At 69.7% G+C, this 16248-nt stretch carries 19 protein-coding genes, 1 tRNA gene and 1 pseudogene; 14 read left to right on the forward strand and 7 right to left on the reverse strand.

Annotation, left to right across the window (positions count from 1 at the left end; genetic code table 11):
* Window positions 1–42: 42 nt before the first annotated feature.
* From QH270_RS34685 to QH270_RS15415, 4 genes and pseudogenes are all read right to left on the reverse strand, one after another.
* Window positions 43–490, reverse strand: a pseudogene (locus QH270_RS34685) (MspA family porin).
* Between the two features lie 688 nt (window positions 491–1178).
* Entirely contained in the window at window positions 1179–1799 is a 621-nt protein-coding gene (locus QH270_RS15405; protein WP_280342475.1) for a hypothetical protein, read from the reverse strand.
* Window positions 1800–2600: 801 nt separating this feature from the next.
* The gene (locus tag QH270_RS15410; protein ID WP_280342477.1) at window positions 2601–3143 is read right to left on the reverse strand and encodes a hypothetical protein; all 543 of its coding nucleotides are present in this window, start codon (window positions 3141–3143) and stop codon (window positions 2601–2603) included.
* Window positions 3144–3378: 235 nt separating this feature from the next.
* A tRNA-Leu gene (locus QH270_RS15415) sits at window positions 3379–3463 on the reverse strand.
* Window positions 3464–3723: 260 nt separating this feature from the next.
* On the opposite strand from QH270_RS15415, the gene QH270_RS15420 reads away from it, so the two are divergent.
* From QH270_RS15420 to QH270_RS15460, 9 genes are all read left to right on the forward strand, one after another.
* Window positions 3724–4290, forward strand: coding sequence for an RNA polymerase sigma factor (locus QH270_RS15420; RefSeq protein ID WP_280342480.1), 567 nt, complete (start codon window positions 3724–3726; stop codon window positions 4288–4290).
* Window positions 4281–4856 (forward strand): Asp23/Gls24 family envelope stress response protein, encoded by a 576-nt coding sequence (locus QH270_RS15425; protein ID WP_280342482.1) that lies wholly within the window; start codon window positions 4281–4283, stop codon window positions 4854–4856. Before QH270_RS15420 ends, QH270_RS15425 begins: the two co-directional genes overlap by 10 nt.
* Window positions 4853–5224, forward strand: a complete 372-nt coding sequence (locus QH270_RS15430) for an Asp23/Gls24 family envelope stress response protein (RefSeq protein WP_280342485.1) — start codon at window positions 4853–4855, stop codon at window positions 5222–5224. The genes QH270_RS15425 and QH270_RS15430 overlap by 4 nt, the downstream gene beginning before the upstream one ends.
* Complete coding sequence (locus QH270_RS15435) at window positions 5221–5553, forward strand: hypothetical protein (protein WP_280342487.1); 333 nt, start codon at window positions 5221–5223, stop codon at window positions 5551–5553. Before QH270_RS15430 ends, QH270_RS15435 begins: the two co-directional genes overlap by 4 nt.
* Before the next feature lie 73 nt (window positions 5554–5626).
* Window positions 5627–6103, forward strand: a complete 477-nt coding sequence (locus tag QH270_RS15440; RefSeq protein WP_280342491.1) for an Asp23/Gls24 family envelope stress response protein — start codon at window positions 5627–5629, stop codon at window positions 6101–6103.
* 1 nt (window position 6104) lies between these two features.
* Window positions 6105–6293: a hypothetical protein gene (locus tag QH270_RS15445; RefSeq protein WP_280342492.1), complete on the forward strand. Its 189-nt coding sequence runs from the start codon at window positions 6105–6107 to the stop codon at window positions 6291–6293.
* The gene (locus tag QH270_RS15450) at window positions 6290–6607 is read left to right on the forward strand and encodes an Asp23/Gls24 family envelope stress response protein (protein WP_280342494.1); all 318 of its coding nucleotides are present in this window, start codon (window positions 6290–6292) and stop codon (window positions 6605–6607) included. Before QH270_RS15445 ends, QH270_RS15450 begins: the two co-directional genes overlap by 4 nt.
* A complete protein-coding gene (locus QH270_RS15455; RefSeq protein ID WP_280342496.1) occupies window positions 6604–7140 on the forward strand; it encodes a DUF6286 domain-containing protein in 537 nt (178 codons plus the stop codon). The genes QH270_RS15450 and QH270_RS15455 overlap by 4 nt, the downstream gene beginning before the upstream one ends.
* Window positions 7137–7706, forward strand: a complete 570-nt coding sequence (locus QH270_RS15460; protein WP_280342499.1) for an alkaline shock response membrane anchor protein AmaP — start codon at window positions 7137–7139, stop codon at window positions 7704–7706. Before QH270_RS15455 ends, QH270_RS15460 begins: the two co-directional genes overlap by 4 nt.
* A gap of 14 nt (window positions 7707–7720) precedes the next feature.
* Here the strand turns inward: QH270_RS15460 and QH270_RS15465 are convergent, their stop codons facing one another.
* Complete coding sequence (locus tag QH270_RS15465) at window positions 7721–8593, reverse strand: alpha/beta hydrolase (protein ID WP_280342501.1); 873 nt, start codon at window positions 8591–8593, stop codon at window positions 7721–7723.
* A 155-nt stretch (window positions 8594–8748) separates the two neighbouring features.
* Between QH270_RS15465 and QH270_RS15470 the strand changes: the two genes are divergently transcribed.
* The 4 genes from QH270_RS15470 to QH270_RS15485 all read left to right on the forward strand — a co-directional run bounded on the left by QH270_RS15470 (window position 8749) and on the right by QH270_RS15485 (window position 12845).
* Complete coding sequence (locus tag QH270_RS15470; protein ID WP_280342502.1) at window positions 8749–9942, forward strand: PucR family transcriptional regulator; 1194 nt, start codon at window positions 8749–8751, stop codon at window positions 9940–9942.
* 100 nt (window positions 9943–10042) lie between these two features.
* Window positions 10043–10666, forward strand: a complete 624-nt coding sequence (locus QH270_RS15475; protein ID WP_348537660.1) for a DUF2637 domain-containing protein — start codon at window positions 10043–10045, stop codon at window positions 10664–10666.
* 145 nt (window positions 10667–10811) lie between these two features.
* Window positions 10812–11720, forward strand: coding sequence for an alpha/beta fold hydrolase (locus QH270_RS15480; protein WP_280342507.1), 909 nt, complete (start codon window positions 10812–10814; stop codon window positions 11718–11720).
* Window positions 11721–11831: 111 nt separating this feature from the next.
* On the forward strand, window positions 11832–12845 hold the full coding sequence (locus QH270_RS15485) for a TIGR03617 family F420-dependent LLM class oxidoreductase (protein ID WP_280342527.1): 1014 nt from the start codon (window positions 11832–11834) through the stop codon (window positions 12843–12845).
* Between the two features lie 6 nt (window positions 12846–12851).
* Here QH270_RS15485 and QH270_RS15490 read toward each other — a convergent pair whose 3' ends face one another.
* Entirely contained in the window at window positions 12852–14063 is a 1212-nt protein-coding gene (locus tag QH270_RS15490; RefSeq protein ID WP_280342510.1) for an oxygenase MpaB family protein, read from the reverse strand.
* Between the two features lie 75 nt (window positions 14064–14138).
* Between QH270_RS15490 and QH270_RS15495 the strand changes: the two genes are divergently transcribed.
* A complete protein-coding gene (locus tag QH270_RS15495) occupies window positions 14139–14762 on the forward strand; it encodes a TetR/AcrR family transcriptional regulator (RefSeq protein ID WP_280342513.1) in 624 nt (207 codons plus the stop codon).
* A gap of 12 nt (window positions 14763–14774) precedes the next feature.
* Here the strand turns inward: QH270_RS15495 and QH270_RS15500 are convergent, their stop codons facing one another.
* Entirely contained in the window at window positions 14775–16088 is a 1314-nt protein-coding gene (locus QH270_RS15500; RefSeq protein ID WP_280342515.1) for an NAD-dependent succinate-semialdehyde dehydrogenase, read from the reverse strand.
* Between the last annotated feature and the right edge of the window lie 160 nt (window positions 16089–16248).

Genomic DNA, 16248 nt, shown 5'->3' on the forward strand with positions numbered 1-16248 from the left:
AGATTCGTGCGTTTCATCGCGGGTGTCCCTTCCCGACCGGTCTCAGAGTTGGATGGCGCGACCGTAGGTGACGACGCTGTACTGGCCGGTGGCAGTGGTCATCGACATACGGGTATAAGGGCGCACGGTCACCGGTCCCAGCGCTCCGGCCACTTTCAGGTGCACGCCACCAAATCCGGCGTAGGCGACCGGGCTACCCAACTGCACCTGAGCCAGCGGTACAAGGCGGATGTCACCGTATTGGACCTTGAACTTCAGCGACTGCGCTGGAATCAGGGTGCTGGTTGCCCCCGCGTTCGCGCCCAGGGTGAAACTGCCACCCCCCGGAGGGGCCCATGGGTCCGACCTGGATCGACGGCCCGACACTGACGTTGACGCCGGCGTTGACCGATAGATCCGGGGTCTTGAGCTCGACGTCGATCCCGTCGGGGGCGAACAGCACCGGATACCCGATCTGGTAGCCGGCCTCGAACGTCGCACCGGTGATCACCGCGCCCGCCGGACCGCCGATCTCCCGACGTGACCGCCGTCGATGAGTGCTTCCCTACTCAGTGGCGAGGAGTCCAGCGGAGGCACGGACTGGATGGACGTATCGGACTCGCGAACCTCGATACGCAGCCCGTCCGGAGTGTTCAGGAACCGCGCGGAGTCCACACCCGCCGACGCGGGACCGCCGCTGGCTATCGTGCACGCTACCGCGAGCAGCCCTGCCACGAGCCACCGGCGCGGCTGTCGCCGCCCCTGGGTGAAACTCGGAATATCAAAGTGGCCATGACATTTCCCTCCCGGCAGAGCCGTACATCGTTAGATGTCGAACTGACTGGTCTCCCGAGAAGCAAACATCCATAGCAAATAGTCAGCAACTCGAAAGGTGGGGGTTCGAGCGGGCCGTGACCCCGCGTTCACCTCCACGAAACCGGCGAACCCGGGCGCAGCGCGGTGGTTTCCGACCGCGGCGACAGTTGCTGTGAGGTGCGCCACCAGGCGATCGTTATCAGACGGTCTGGCGAGCGCTTCCGCGACCGGGGTGGGGGTAGTGGCGCATCTGCCCGGAATCCGGCGCTAACGCAGTTGCCCGTTCTGAGTTGATCCCTACCGGCGGCCCGCGCAGTAGCCACCGGGTGGTGATGACCAGATTGATCTCCAACTCGGCATCTGCAGTCGGTAGCGCGGTCGGCCTACTCCTCTTCGCACCGACGGTCGAACACCCGCCAGCCGTGCCGCAGGCACGACATCGACAACGAGTACCACCCAGCGAGTTCCGCCGCATGCCCACCGGTGACGCCCACCGCCAGACCCGAATTCTTGTCTGTCTCCGAGAATTCTGCGCGGGTCGCGATTGCCCACGAGTTGACGTGGGCGTCGGAGGAGAGCACGTTCCACGCCAACCGCAGCCCCGCCTGACGCTTGGGGTGCTCGGAAAAGACCTCCGGTGCGACATCCCGAAACACGTCGGTGAGATTGAGGTCGATCAGTTCCGGCTGGACAGCCTCCAACGCACGCCGACGAGACTTGATCCACTTGGTCTGCTCCGCTATCTGCTGCTTCTCGGTGCGCGAGTATCCGAATTGCGGTGCCAGGTCCAGGGTCTTCTGGTGGTCCCCGGGAGCCAGAATCCACACTGCTTGTGCCGCACCGACAAGCGCACCACGCACAGCTGTGTGCTGCGCGGAGTTATACAGATTCTTCTGCAACAGCCCGTCCCACACCAGACGCAGGTGCTCGCCAGCGGAGATCAAGCAGATGCGAACAGACTCACTGATCGGGTAGTGAGCGAAGGCCTTGTCGTCCTCACCCATACCTGTTCGCAACGCATCCAGGGTAGGGGCCGCCACCGACGCGAGGGGTCGAGAGCGAGGTGTGACGAATTGCATACGACGGTGGAGTCCCCAAATATCGGTTTTTCCGGAAGTAGATATGTACGCCAGTCCATAACGAAAGTCTGGTGCTACCGCGATCACCCGCCATCCCCCATCGAACCCGCGCCAGCCGCCGCAGTCGTCTGGTCACACGGAGCCTCGAGCACAACACCAGCGGACCCCGACTGCCGCCACCGAAATCACCATCCCCCCGCAGGCCGTTGTCCGCTGGTCCCCGTGACTGTGGCCATCACAGCCACCCCGCCCAACATCGACCACTGCAGGGAACCGGCCACGGCCCGGCGATGCCGATTTGCCCGCCGGAACGGCCCGTGCCCGCCTATAGCACGCGGGTCGGGCCCGGGCGTGGGATTGGTGGGCGGTTCGACAGAAACGTTGGAGAGAGAGGTTTTGACGACCTGCCCGCTACGGAGCGTTCATAGACCCCGTGACCGGCTGCCCGGTCACCGACGCCGGCCCGAAACCCACAACAGACACCCCCGTGATCGGCGCCGTCCAAGACGAGATAGGCCTGAATGAGAGAGGACCGCAACCTCATGAACAAGAAACCAGTGAACGTCACACCGCTGCACCCGCAACGCGGTGCGACCACTGTGCCATGCGGCCGCGAAATGAATGCGTCGCCAGCGCAGGGGAATACGGCCGGTGTCAACCGGTCAAAGGAAGCAGGAGTCGCTGATCGATGTGGAGGACGTGGCACTCGGTCACCACACCCGACTGTCATGGAACGCCGAATCCGAGTGGGTGTACTCCGAGCAACCCGTTCACGACGCGATCATCAGCAAACAGACCTTCGATCAGGTACAGGTGCGCTTCACCTCGCGAAGCCCCCGGTCGCCACGTCCGATGACCCGTAGGACCCACCCACACGCCTTCAACGGACTCATCAGACACCACAGTTGCGGGCGCAAGATGCAGGGCAACTGGTTTCACGACGCGGCGGTCTACCGCTGCCGCTATCCCCGCGAATACGCTGTCGCGAACCGTCTCGAACACCCGACGAACGTCTTTCTCAAGGAGCACCTCCTCATCGGCCCCCTGGACGAGTGGCTCGCCGAGATCTTCGCCCCCGAACACGTCGAACACACCCTGACGCAGCTCGAGACCGCACAACCAGCTCCCGGGGTCGCAACGCACCCGCTGCGCCGAGCCATCGCCGAATGCGACCGGAAACTGGCGCGCCACCGCGCCGCCCTGGAAGCCGGGGCCGACCCGGCGATGGTGGCTGCGTGGAGTAGCGACGTGCATCGCGAGCGAACGCACCTGGCTTCCCAGCTGGCCGCGGCACCCGCCCCAGTCGCTGTCTCGCGGCTCAGCCGGGAGGAGATCCGCGGGATCGTGGACGAGCTGGGTGGGATGCTAGCGGTGCTACAGGCCGCCGAACCCGGCGACAAGCTAGAGGTCTACCGAAAACTCGGATTGGAGCTGACCTATGAACACGAGAATGCTGTAGTCACAGCGGGGCTGAATCCTCAACCCAATGTTGGCATACTTACTGTGTCCGGAGGGGGACTTGAACCCCCACGCCCTAATACGGGCACTAGCACCTCAAGCTAGCGCGTCTGCCATTCCGCCACCCGGACTTGCTGGTGTGCCAAAAGATTATCCGACGCGGTGTCGGAAACCAAATCGCCAGGATGACCTGGGGATTTGCCGTCGTTCGGTGACCCGCCACACCGGCCGGCGCGGCACCCTTCGGCCCTGCCCGGCACCCCCGTTCCGGCGCGACACCGCGACACCCCGGAACGTACGAAGCCGGATGAGACGACGATCACTGATACTTTGCCGTGACGAATTCCTGCGCACACGTGTCCATCACAGGAGCAGCGGAGGAGGTGCCGGTGTGACCACGACGTCGCCCGCACCCGAGGCAGCGCTGGACGACGCGACCCTGGCCGGTCGGGCGCGTGACGGCGATGTCCGGGCATACGAGCAGCTGGTGCTGCGCTATCAGGGTCCGATGTTCCGGCTGGCCGCGAAGATGCTGGCCGACCGCGCCGAGGCCGAGGACGTGACCCAGGAGGTGTTCCTCAAGGCTTGGCGCACGATCGGGCGGCTGCAGGACGACGCGGCGTTCGCCGGCTGGCTGTATCGGATGACGACCAACCGGTGTCTGAATGTGCTGCGCGCACGCCGGGTCCCCGCCGATGTGGACCCGGATTCGACGGCGTCGCCCCGCACCGACACCAGGCCCGAGCACGCGACCGAGGTGAGCAGCCAGCTGGCCGCGCTCACCGACGCGCTGCAACTGTTGACGCCCGAACAACGGGCCTGCTGGTTGCTGCGCGAGGTACACGGCCGGTCCTATGACGAGATCGCCGAGATCGTCGGCGCCAACAGCACGGCGGTGCGCGGGCGGATAGCCCGGGCCCGAGCCCAACTGGCAGAGGTGATGAAGCCATGGCGGTGACCAACCACATCGACAACGACTACCTGCTCCCCTGTGGACGCGGCCTCGAACAGGTGTGGGAGCGACTCGACGAGGCGGATCTCGACCGGCACGAGGCAGGCTGCCCGCACTGCGCCGGCGCGCGCGAGAGCCTGCTGACGCTGCGCACCGCGACCCGCGAACTCATCGACGAGCCCGATCCCCCACCACCCGATCTGTTCGGCCGGATCATGTCCGCCGTGCGCGCCGATGTGCGCCGCGGCCGCACACTCACCGTCGATACGTCGTCTCCTGGTGGGATCCAGGTCAGCGAGCAGGCGGTCGCCGTGGTGCTGCGGTTCGCGGCCGACACCGTCGACGGTGTCCGCGCCCGGCACTGCCGGGTGCGCAGCAGCGAACCGGGACCCGACGGCGAGCAGGTCATCGCTGTCGACATGACCATCGCCGTGCGCATCGAGGTACACAGTATCGACGCGCTCGTCGCGACGGTGCGCGAACGCGCTCGCGCCGCGGCCACCGCGCGCATCGGCGTGCGGCTCGGCAGGCTCGATATCACCGTGGTCGATCTCTACGAGGAGCAGCGGTGACGGGTACAGCTACCGAACTGGTCGTCGGGGACGCGGTGATCGCGAGTGTGGCCGCCGCGGCGGCCGCACGGGTGCCGGGTGTGGCCCGGCTGGAGCCGGGTGTGCTCGGCTTGGTCGGCCACCTCGCCCGGTCGGGACGGCAGCTCTGGATCGGCCAGGAGCCGGCGGTCTCGGCGGGCGTGCGCGTGCGCCGGGCCGGTGGCCTGCTCGACATCCAGGTCGATCTCGCGCTGTCGGGGTCGGGCGCCGTCGTCGAGGTGGGCCGGGCCGTGCAGCGGGCCGTGTCCGAGGCCGTGTCGGAATCCACGGGCGCCGAGGTCGATTCGGTGCGGGTGTTCGTGCTCGATATCGAACCGGGGCGGCCGTGAGCGACGACGACCTGACCGACCGGATCGTCGCGGCGATCGACGCCGTCGACGGCGCGCACCCCGCGGTGCCGATGGGTCTGCAGAACAGCCGGTGGTTGCCGTGGAACGCGGGCAGGGCCGCGGTCGATCTCGGCGAGACGGTGGTCGAGATCCGCGTGGTCGCCACGACACTGCCGCTGCCGCCCCTGCTCGAAAAGCTGGACGCGGCGGTGCGGCCGGTCCTCGCGGCGACCAGGTGGGCCGACGCGGTGCTGCGCGTGCACGTCGTCGACCTGCACGTCGACGCGGTCGACGCGGACCGAGACGCAGATCACTCACCGGGACCGTGACGATCGGGCGAGCCCGGTGTCCTACCTATGACAGTTCGTCAACCCTTGGAGCACAACACAATCGGGAGGCATCATGTCCAGCACGACCACCGAGAACGCCAAGACCGTGGAGAAGACCGGCACCGGCCGTGACGGGTCGAATCGCCCCGCCCTGGTGACCGACCAGGGTTCCACCACCATCGCCGACGTCGTGGTCCAGAAGATCGCCGGTCTGGCGGCACGGGAGGTGCGCGGGGTGCACGATCTCGGCGGCGGCACGGCGCGCGCGATCGGCGCACTGCGCGACCGTATTCCGGGCGCCTCCTCCAGCATCGGCCAGGGTGTCTCGGTCGAGGTGGGCGAGAAGCAGGCCGCGGTCGACCTCGAACTCGTCGTCGAATACGGGGTCGCCATCGCGGAATTGGCGATCGCGGTGCGCCGCAACGTGATCACCGCGATCGAGCAGATGACCGGGCTCGAGGTCGTCGAGGTGAACATCAACGTCAACGACGTGTTCATCGAGGACGACACCGACGAGCAGCAGGCCGCCGGCCGCGACCGGGTGCAGTGACATGAGTGCCACCACGATCTGCCTCGCCATGGGTCTGTCCCTGGGGTTCGCCGCCGCGTTCGGCGGGCTGGGCGCGTTCGCCGTCGTGCTGATCTTCGGTGGCCTCGGTCTGCTGGTCGGACGCTGGCTCGACGGTGAGGTCGACCTGTCCGGGCTGGTGCGCTCGGCCCAGGATCGGGGCAGGCGGTGACCAGCGCCGCCGCCCCGCTGCCCGGCACGACCACGATCGGCGAGCGCGCGGTGCGTCGTCTCGCCCAGCGGGCCGCCGGTGAAGTGACCGGCGTGGAGCCGGGCGTGCAGGTGAGCGCGCAGGTGATCGGTACCGGCGCGACGCTGAGCGTCCGGCTCCCCGTGCGCTACCCGCTGCCGGTCGGACGGGTCACCGAGGAGTGCCGGGCGCATCTGATCGCCCGGACCGAGGAACTGACCGGGCTCACCGTGCCGCGGGTCGATATCGAGGTCTCGGCGATGGTGCCGGAACCGCCCGAGAGGAGAGTGCGATGACACGTCGTCCACGCCGGGTCGTCCCGGCCGTCGTCGCCGCCGTGCTGCTGTGCGCGGCCGCGGTGCTCGTGGTGGTGTCGCTGGTCCAGCGGCTCACCGGGACCAGGGAGTGGGTCTCCTACGACAGCGTCGCCACGTGGCTGCACGACACATCGTGGGGCAGCGCGTGGGTCCTCGGTGTGGGCATCGCGGTCGCGGTGCTCGGGCTGGCCCTGCTGGCGGTGGCCGCCCTGCCCGGCAAGCCGGTCGTGCTCGCGCTGGAATCCGGGGACGGCATCGAGGCGGGGATCGCCCGCCGGAGTCTGCGCGCCGCGCTCGCCGACGCGGCGGGCACGGTCGACGGCCTGGACAAGACACGGGTGCGGCTGCGCCGCAAGAAGATCCATGTGTCCGGGCGCACCCACCACACGACCGAACAGACCGCGCGGGAGGTCGGCCTCGCCGTGGCGGAGCGGCTGGACCGCATCAAACCGGCCGAGGTTCCCCGACTGCGCACCAGCCTGCGCAGGCTCGCACCGGGAGGCGACCGATGACCACCGCCAACCGCCCCGCGCGGCTCAACCGGAGCGTGCTCGGGCTGCTCGGCCTGCTGTCGGCCGGTGCGGGCGGGCTGCTGATCGCGGCACACTTCGGTGCCTTCCGGGTCTCCCCCGACGCCCCGCTGGTGCCCGGCACCGAGGAACCGCCGCGGTGGGTCTTCGGCCTCGTGATCGCCGCCGCGGTGGTGCTCGCGCTCCTCGCGCTGCGCTGGCTGGCCGCGCAGTTCACCCGGCTGCCCAAGCGCACGGTGTGGCGGATCAGCGACACGGGCGCGGGACGCACGCAACTGGGCTCCGGCACGGTCGCCGAGGCGGTGGCCACCGATATCGAGTCCTATGCCGGCGTGCGCGCCGCCACCGCGCGGCTGTCGGGCAGTGTGCTGGCACCCGACCTGCACCTCCTGGTCGACGCGGAGCCCGCCGCCGACCTGTCCGCACTGCGGCAGCGGATCCTCGGCCACGCGGTGCCACGGCTCCAGACAGCGCTCGAGCTCACCGCCATTCCGGTGACGGTCGAGTTCCGCATCGCCGACCGGGGGCGCACGCAGCGCACCCGGTAGCCGCCACGGGGGTGTCAGTGTGCCGCGGTTGTCGAGAGCCAGGCGATGAGGTCGTTCTCCACCTCGGAGCGATTGATCTCGTTGAGGATCTCGTGGCGGGCGTTCGGGTAGACGCGATAGGTGATGTCGGTGAGCCCGGCGTCGCGGTAGCGCTGCACCTGCAGATCACTCAGTCGCGCACCGGCATTCAGCGGATCCCGGTCCCCGACCATGACGTAGAGCGGCAGATCGGGCCTGATGCCGCGGGGCTCGGCCAGCCGTTCGATGCCCGCCGCGGCCAACAGCGCCATGTTCGCCGCGTCGATCTCGAAGCCGCACCACGGATGCGCCAGGTAGGCGTCCACCTGAGCTTCGTCGCGGCTGAGCCAGTCGGCGGGCGTGCGCGTCGGCTCGAATTCCCGGTTGAAGAAGGCGAGCAGATCGCCGCCGGCGGCGCCGATCTCGACGAACAGCTGGTCGACCGCGGTGGTGCCGCACAGCACCGCCGCGTCGACCAGCGCGTCGTGATCGAGCAGGTACTGCTGGACCGCGAACGAACCGAGGCTGTGCCCGAACAGCACCACCGGCCGCTCCGGATGGGTTCGGCGCAGGATCGTGGTCAGCGCCGCCATGTCCTCGACGAGCAGGTTCCAGCCGTTCGCGCCGAGGTCTCCCGGCTCGCCCGACATGCTGTGGCCGTGGCCGCGATGGTCGGCCGCGTAGACGGCGAAGCCCAGCCCGGTGAGACGCTCGGCGAGAGGGCTGTAGCGCTCGGCGTATTCGCCCATCCCGTGGGCGATCTGGACCACGCCGGTGACGTCCGCGTCGCCGGCGGGCAGCCAGGAGTGGACGTGGATGGTGGTGCCGTCGCTGCTGGGGTAGGTGAACATGGGTCGCTCCTGGGTCATGTGCGGACAGTGTCGTGCGAGGGCGGGCCGTGGCCGGGCGAAGGCACTGCGGGAGATCGTCGCACCGTTGTGCCGCCGCTCCCATGGGTCGCCGGACAGCATCGGCGGGACGGCATTGTCCACGGGGACAATCGCACCCCCGGTAAGCTGCGGAAATGGTTCGAACATCACCACCGAGCCCGATCGGCGAGGTCGCCGCGGCGCTGCTCGCGCGCATCGACGATCTCGGGTTGCAGCTCGCCCGGAGCTTGGTCGCCGAGCTCGACACCTACCGCGACGAGCAGGTGGTGCCGTTCGCGACGATCCAGACCTCCTGCACCCGCAATCTGCGGCTGATGGCGCAGCACTTCACCACCGACGAACCGGTGGATGCCGATCCGCCGCGGGAGACGGGCAGGCTGCGGGCCCAGCAGGGTGTGCCGCTGGCCGAGACCCTGCACGCCTTCCGGATCGGGTTCGAATTCCTGTGGTCGGAGCTGGTCGCCGAGGCTCGGCGGCACCAGGCGGTGAGCGACGCGGTGCTGGTGGATCTGGCCGCGGAGGTGTGGGCACTGGCCGGTGAGTATTCGGTCGCCGTCGCGGCCGCCTACCGGGAGATGAGCTCGGAGCTCATGCTGCAACGCGAGCACGAGCGCTCGGTACTGGTGGAGGCGCTGTTCACCGGGGTCATCGCCGACCCGGCCACCCTCGGCGAGGCCACCCGCATCCTGGGGCTGCCGGCGCGGGGGCGTTTCGTCGTGGTGGCCGCCGAGGTCGGCGTCGCCGGTCGGGAGGCGCTCCCCGGGATCGAGGCGGCGTTGCGCCACGCCCGGATCACCTCCGCCTGGCGGCTGCAGCCGGATCAGCAGATCGGCGTGCTGGCGCTCGCGCTCGATCGCGAAGCCGCCGCACTGGCCGCGCTGCGCAAACACCGTGCCCGGATCGGCATGAGCCCGCCGTACGAGTCGCTGACCGAGACACCGCAGGCCCTGCATTTCGCTCGGCTCGCGCTGGTGGGGCTCGCCGATCGCGCCTCGGGGGTCGCCCGCTTCGACGACAACCCGCTGGGCATGGTGGTCGCCGCGGCGCCCGCCGAGGCGGCACACCTGGTCGACCTGCGCCTGCGCGGGATACTCGCCCTTCCGCACGACGAACGCGTCCGGCTCCTGGAGACGCTCGAAACCTGGTTCGCCGCAGGCGGTTCCGCCGCCGAGACCGGCGAACGGCTCTTCCTGCACGCCAATACGGTGCGGTACCGACTGCGCCGCGTCGAGAAACTCACCGGGCGGTCACTGTCGGATCCCGCCGCGGTACGCGACCTCGGGGCCGCCCTGCAGGCATGGCAGATCCTCACCCCGGTCCGGGTGTGAGGGCGGGCGCTGCCGCGCTCCGCGGCGACTACTCGTCGAGTGCCCGTACTCTATTGAGTGCCTGCATGTTTGGTGGCCGTAGCCCTTAGGATGGAGCCTGATGGACCACTCGGACCCTTTCCCCCGCCCTGTTCCCTTCACAGTGCCGAAGCTACTCGTGGGCTTAGGGTCGATCTTGGTTGTCGCCGCGGCGATCACGTCGTTCACCTTCACCTCCACCCTCGCCCGCGCGGCCGGGGTTCCCGAGCACCTGACCTGGTTGTGGCCGGTGGTGGTCGGGCTGACCGTCGCGTTGGTCGCGTGCACCTTCATCACGCTGGTCGGGATCCGCGACGAGAAGGCCACCTCGATGGTGCGGGTCTACGAATTGCTGCTCGTCGCCGCGGTGCTCGCCAGCATCGTCGGGAACGTGCTGGCCATTTCGCGGTCACCGATCGAGATGGGGACGCTCGAGACCGCGACCGTGGTCTCGCTGCCCCCGTTGTGCCTGATGGTCTGTGTCGGTAACTACCTGTTGCTGACCGCCGTCGTCCCCGTGCGGATCGTGGCCTCGATTCCCGAGGACGACTGGCGACTGCGAATGCTCGGAATCCCCAGCGCGCCTTCGTCGTCCAAGGAATCGGCCTCCGCGCGCCAGGACGGCGCCGCCTGGTGGGACCAGCACCGGACGGAGGCCAGGACGCCGGCGGCGACGTCGAAGACCACACCGCCGGGCGCCCGGTAGCCCGTGCGGTGCCGGGCAGTTGCACCCGGCATCCGGTAGCCGGAGATGCCCCGTCCGCGGCGTGAGGCGCGCCACCACGCGTCACGTCGCGGGCGGAGATCTCGTCCATGGATCGACAGCTGTTCATCGATCATGGAGGCACATCATGACCATTCGCCGACTGGCCGTCGTCGTGGCCGCGGCACTCGCCGTCGCGACACCGGTCGCGCACGCCGAGAACCCCGCGGACCGGCCGAGCTACCTCGACCGCATCGATTCCCGGTTCGCCGATACGGAGCTGGCTCGCTTCCACTACACCGTGCAGGGGCAGGGTTCCCCGGTGGTGCTCGTCGCCGGTGGCGGGCTGTGGCAGTACTCCTGGCGCAAGGTGATTCCCGCGCTCGCGCGCGAACACACCGTCTACGCGGTCGATCTGCCCAGCCAGGGCTACACCGAGTTGAAGCAACCCGGCTTCGGGTACGACCTCCCCGCGATGGCCGCCGCGCTCGCGACATTCCTCGACGCGGTCGGTCTGCACCGCACGGCGCTGGTCGGGCATTCGTGGGGCGGGGCGTGGAGCCTGTACTTCGCCGAGCAGCACCCCGGCCGAGTCGACCGGCTGACCCTGCTCGACACGCCCGGTCTAGACGCCGAAAAAGCGCCGGTGACACCGCTTTTCACGACACCGCTGCTGGGTGAGGCCGCTACCGCCCTCACCACGCGCGAGTTCTATGCCGAGAGCATTCGCGGCACCTTCGCCCACAAGGAGGCGGTCACCGACGAGATGATCGACCAGTTGTGGCCGCCGTTCGCCGAGCCCGCCCATCGCGCCGGCTTCCTCGCCCTGTGGCGCAACCTCGACTACCGGCTCACCGACCGGGATCTCGGCTCAGTCGGCGCCGCGACCCAGATCCTGTGGGGCGGCGCGGACGGATGGCTGCCCGCCGACCAGGCCCACCGCCTCGCCGCCCGCATCCCGGACGCGACCGCCACGGTGCTGCCGGGCTGTGGTCACACCGTCCACGAGGACTGCCCGGCCGAGACGATCCCGCTGATCGTGGACTTCCTGCGCTGACACCGATCGCAGGCACCGCCCTGGCGGCGTGGACGATCCAGCGCGGTCTGGCTGATACCGGCTCCGGGCGGTGCCGGCATGGGGTCCAATGCGTGGATGACGCGTGTACCGATGAAGGTGGATCTCCAGCTGGACGGGCGGCCGGGTGATGCCGCCGGGCGGGCCGCGGAGCTGGCGGCGTGCGGGGCCGACGGACTGTTCACGTTCGAAGGCCCGCATGATGTGTTCCTGCCGTTGGTGTCGGCCGCGGGGAGCACGCGGGTCGATCTCATGACCAATGTGGCGATCGCCCTGCCGCGCAGTCCCCTGCACCTCGCGCACGCCGCCTACGACCTGCACCTGCTCAGCGGTGGCCGCTTCCGGCTCGGGCTCGGATCGCAGATCCGGCCGCACATCGAGAAACGCTACGGCGGGACCTGGTCGCGGCCGGCGGCCCGGATGCGCGAGAGCGTGCTGGCGGTGAAGGCGATCCTGGAGACCTGGCAGCACCGCACGCCGCTGCGCTTCGAGGGCGAGTTCACCCGGCACACGCTCATGGCACCGACTTTCGATCCAGGGCCGAATCCGTTCGGGATACCCGAGATCTGCCTCGGCGCGCTGGGCCCGATCATGACCGGGGTGGCCGCCGAGGTCGCCGACGGGCTGTTGATCATGCCGTTCAACAGTGCCCGCCATCTGGCCGAGCGCACCTGGCCCGCGATCGAGGAGGGGCTCGAGCGCGCGGGCCGCGCGCGAGCGGATCTCGCGATCTACCCGCAGGTGATCGTGGCGACGGGCCGGACCACCGCCGAGCTGGCGGCGGCCGCGGTGGGTGTGCGCCGGCTGCTCGCCTTCTACGGATCCACCCCCGCCTACCGTCCGGTGCTCGAGGTCGAGGGGTGGTCCGAGCTGCAGCCGCGCCTGAACACGCTGTCCAAGCGGGGCGAGGTCGCCGCCATGCCCGACCTGATCGATGAGCGGATGCTGAACACGCTCGCGGTCTACGGCACGCCCGAGGAGTGCGCCGCCGCCATCGCGGACCGCTTCGACGGCTTCGCAGATCGCGTCTGCTGCTACTTCCCCGGCTATCCGGTCGCCGACGACCACATCCGCGATCTCGTCACCGCGCTGCGATCCGGACAGTGAGCTCGCTCAGGCCGCGTGGGTGAGCCGCGCGGCCGCCCCGCCGACGGTCGGCCCGTTGCTGACCAGCGTCCGCATGAACCGATCGTTTTCGCGCGCACCGCGATGCGCCGCGCGATCGAGCCCGCCCGGGAGCAGCCGGGTGGCAGACCGGACCACGTTGGTGGGAATACGCAACACCGGATACCAGGGGACGATCACCGTGGGCAGTCCGAGCGCGCGCATCGTGCGGGAGCCGAGGAAGGTCCCCGTCACCGACAAGTGCTGGGCGTAGGCGAGGCGGCGGCGCACCGCGGGCAGCCGGTCGTAGTTCCACGACAACGGATCCCGCGACATCGGCACCGCGAGGACACGGGTCGACTCGTCGGGGTCGGCCAGCGCGGACAGCGTGTGCACCAGCACGCGCACACCGTCGCGGAAGGAGCGCGGCAGCCACTGCTCCTCGACACCGAGCAGCCAGCCGACATAGCGGACCAGATGGGCGACGGCGTCGGCGTCGGCGCGGCCGAGCAGCAGGCCCATCCCGAGCCCGCCCACCGTGGGCGCGATGAAGGAGCCGACCAGGGTGGCCGCCATGTCGGTCTGGTTGATGGGCAGGCCCCAGTCCTCGACCTGCCAGTCCGGCATCGCGGCGACATGGCGACGGACGAACCCGTGGATGAGGCGGACCCGGATCGTCGACTGATAGCCGCGCCCGAGCGGGGCCAGCGCGTCGTCGGACAACACGTCCATCGCCCACTGCATCGTCTCGGCCCAGCGCTGGTTGGAGCCCTTCTCCAGCGCACCCGTGCGCAGCAGCGTCTTGTTGAAACCGGAGAACTGGTAGCCGCCGATCATGGCGACATCACGCGCGAAGTACATGCCGTCCGAGCCGCTGCTGAGCAGCACCTTGGCGCCACGCACCAGCATGTCGTGGTCGACCCAGGCCGGCGCCGCCTCGACCGCGGTGAAGAACTCGCGCAGCGGTTCCGGCGCCTCCGGGACGGCGGCGATGCCGTGGGCGAGCGCGCGATCGAACAGCGGACGCGTCTGCTTGCTGCCCGTGGTGACCATCCAGTCGACCAGGCGGTCCATCGGCTCGTCGCCGACGAGCAGGCTTTCGCCGAGGCGCCGCCACTGCTCCGCGTCGGGGCCGCGGACCCCCAGCATCGCGGCGAAACCGCCGACGATCGCCGGGGTGCGGTGGGGGCGATCGGGATGGCGGGTGGGAACGGTGGTCATCGGCACTCCTCGTTGAGCGACGCAAACTGGATAACGATTGATATCCAAAGTAGGCCTGCTGCTAGAGTGCTGTCAATGGCGCGTACAGAGGTGGTCCGGTCCTACCGGGGGCTCAGCGCGGCGAATCGGCGCGACGAACGCCGGGACAAGTTGCTCGCCGCGGCGCGCCAGATCTGGGCCGAAGCCGGATTGACCGAGGTCACCGTGCGGCGTGTGTGCGCGGCGTCGAGCCTGACCCCGCGCTACTTCTACGAGCACTTCCACACCAGGGACGCCCTGGTTCTCGCCGTCGCCCAGCAGGTGCACGAGGAGTTGTTCGCCACCCTGGTCGCGGCGAGCCAGGCCGAGCCGGGCACCCTGCGCAGCAAACTGCTGCGGGCACTGACGACCTACCTCGACGCGATCGCCGCCGACCCGAGCGTGCACCGCATCCTCACCAGCGAGGCGCACAGCGTGGCCGGGCTCGAGGAACTGCGCACCCGCGCTGTCGAGATCGTCACCGATCTCGTGCTGCGCTACAGCGCGGAGTTCCTCGACGCCCCGGCCGATCCGGAGGTCCGGCACCGGGAGGCGCTGTTCGTCGTCGGCGGCATCAACCAGCTCGTCGAGGCCTGGCTGCGCGACCCGAGCCGACCGACGACCGAGGTCGCCGCGCTCTGCACCGAACTCGCGCTCGCCGTGGTGAACCGAGCGCCCTGAGCCGCGAATCCGTCAGCGCGCGATGGCCAGGTACTGCTGTTCCTGATATTCCGCCAGCCCGGTGCTGCCGCCCTCCCGCCCGAGCCCGGAGGACTTCACCCCACCGAACGGCGCGGCCGGATCGGAGATGATGCCGGTGTTCACGCCGACCATGCCGGTCTGCAGGTTCTCGGCGAATTCGAGTGTCTCGGTGAGGTTTTCACCGAAGACGTACCCGGCCAGGCCCGACTCGGTGGCATTGGCAAGCCGCAGCGCCGCGGCCGGATCGGTGAAGGTGCGCAGCGCGGTGACGGGACCGAAGGTCTCCGAGTTCCACAGGGGCGTGCGGGTATCGACATCGGTCAGGACGGTGGGTCGCAGGAAGTGACGCGGCCGGTCGAGCTCGGGTCCCAGGGTGTGTACCCGCGCGCCCTGGCTCACCGCGTCGTCGACGCGGGCGCGGATGCGGCGCACCGCCGCGTCGTCGATGACGGGTCCGATGCGCGTGGATTCGTCGCTGCCGTCGCCCACCGGCAGCGCGGCGACGGCGGCGAGGAATCGTTCGGTGAACTCCGCCGCCACCGCGGCGTGGACCAGGAAACGGTCGGCGGCCACGCAGGTCTGCCCGGCGTTGCGCAATTTGGCGAGCACCGCGCCGTCGACGGCCTTGTCCAGGTCGGCGGACTCCAGGACGACGAACGGCGCGTTGCCACCGAGCTCCATCGACACCCGCAGGACCCCTGGCGCGGCCTGCGCCAGCAGCGCGCGTCCGACGGCGGTGGAGCCGGTGAACGTGAGCTTGCGCAGCCGGGGATCGGCGATGATCGGCGCCGACACCTGGGGCGCGCGCGAGGTCGTCACGCAGTTGACGACGCCCGGCGGCACGCCCGCCGCCGCCAGAATCCGCACGAATTCCAGTGCGGTGAGCGGTGTCTGGGGTGCGGGCTTGAGGACCACGGTGCACCCCGCCGCGAGGGCGGGCGCGATCTTGCGGGTGACCATGGCCAGCGGGAAGTTCCACGGCGTGATCGCGTAGACCGGCCCGACCGGCTGGGTCCGGACGACGATGCGTCGTCCGCCGCTCGGTGCGCGGAAGTAGGCGCCGCTACCGCGGGTCGCCTCCTCGGCGAACCAGCGCAGGAACTCGGCGCCGTAGCCGACTTCGGCGCGCGCCTCGGCGAGCGGTTTGCCCATCTCGCGGGTGATCGTGGCGGCGATCCGCTCGGCGTCGGCGTGCAGCAGGTCGAAGGCGCGCAGCAGGATGTCGCTGCGGTGGCGCGCGTCGGTGGCCGCCCAGGCGTCCTGGGCGGCGGCCGCGGCGTGGGGGGGCGGTATCTGGGGGGTCACCTTGCCCCGCGCGACGTCCCCCGGCGTTACCGCTTACCCCGGCCCCCCGGGGGGGGCCGGGCCGACTAGGCGGCGCCCGCCGCTCGGTGCGCGGAAGTAGGCGCCGCTACCGCGGGTCGCCTCCTCGGCGAACCAGCGCAGGAACTCGGCGCCGTAGCCG

It is taken from the genome of Nocardia neocaledoniensis (genome assembly GCF_029868625.1).
Lineage (GTDB): Bacteria > Actinomycetota > Actinomycetes > Mycobacteriales > Mycobacteriaceae > Nocardia > Nocardia neocaledoniensis_A.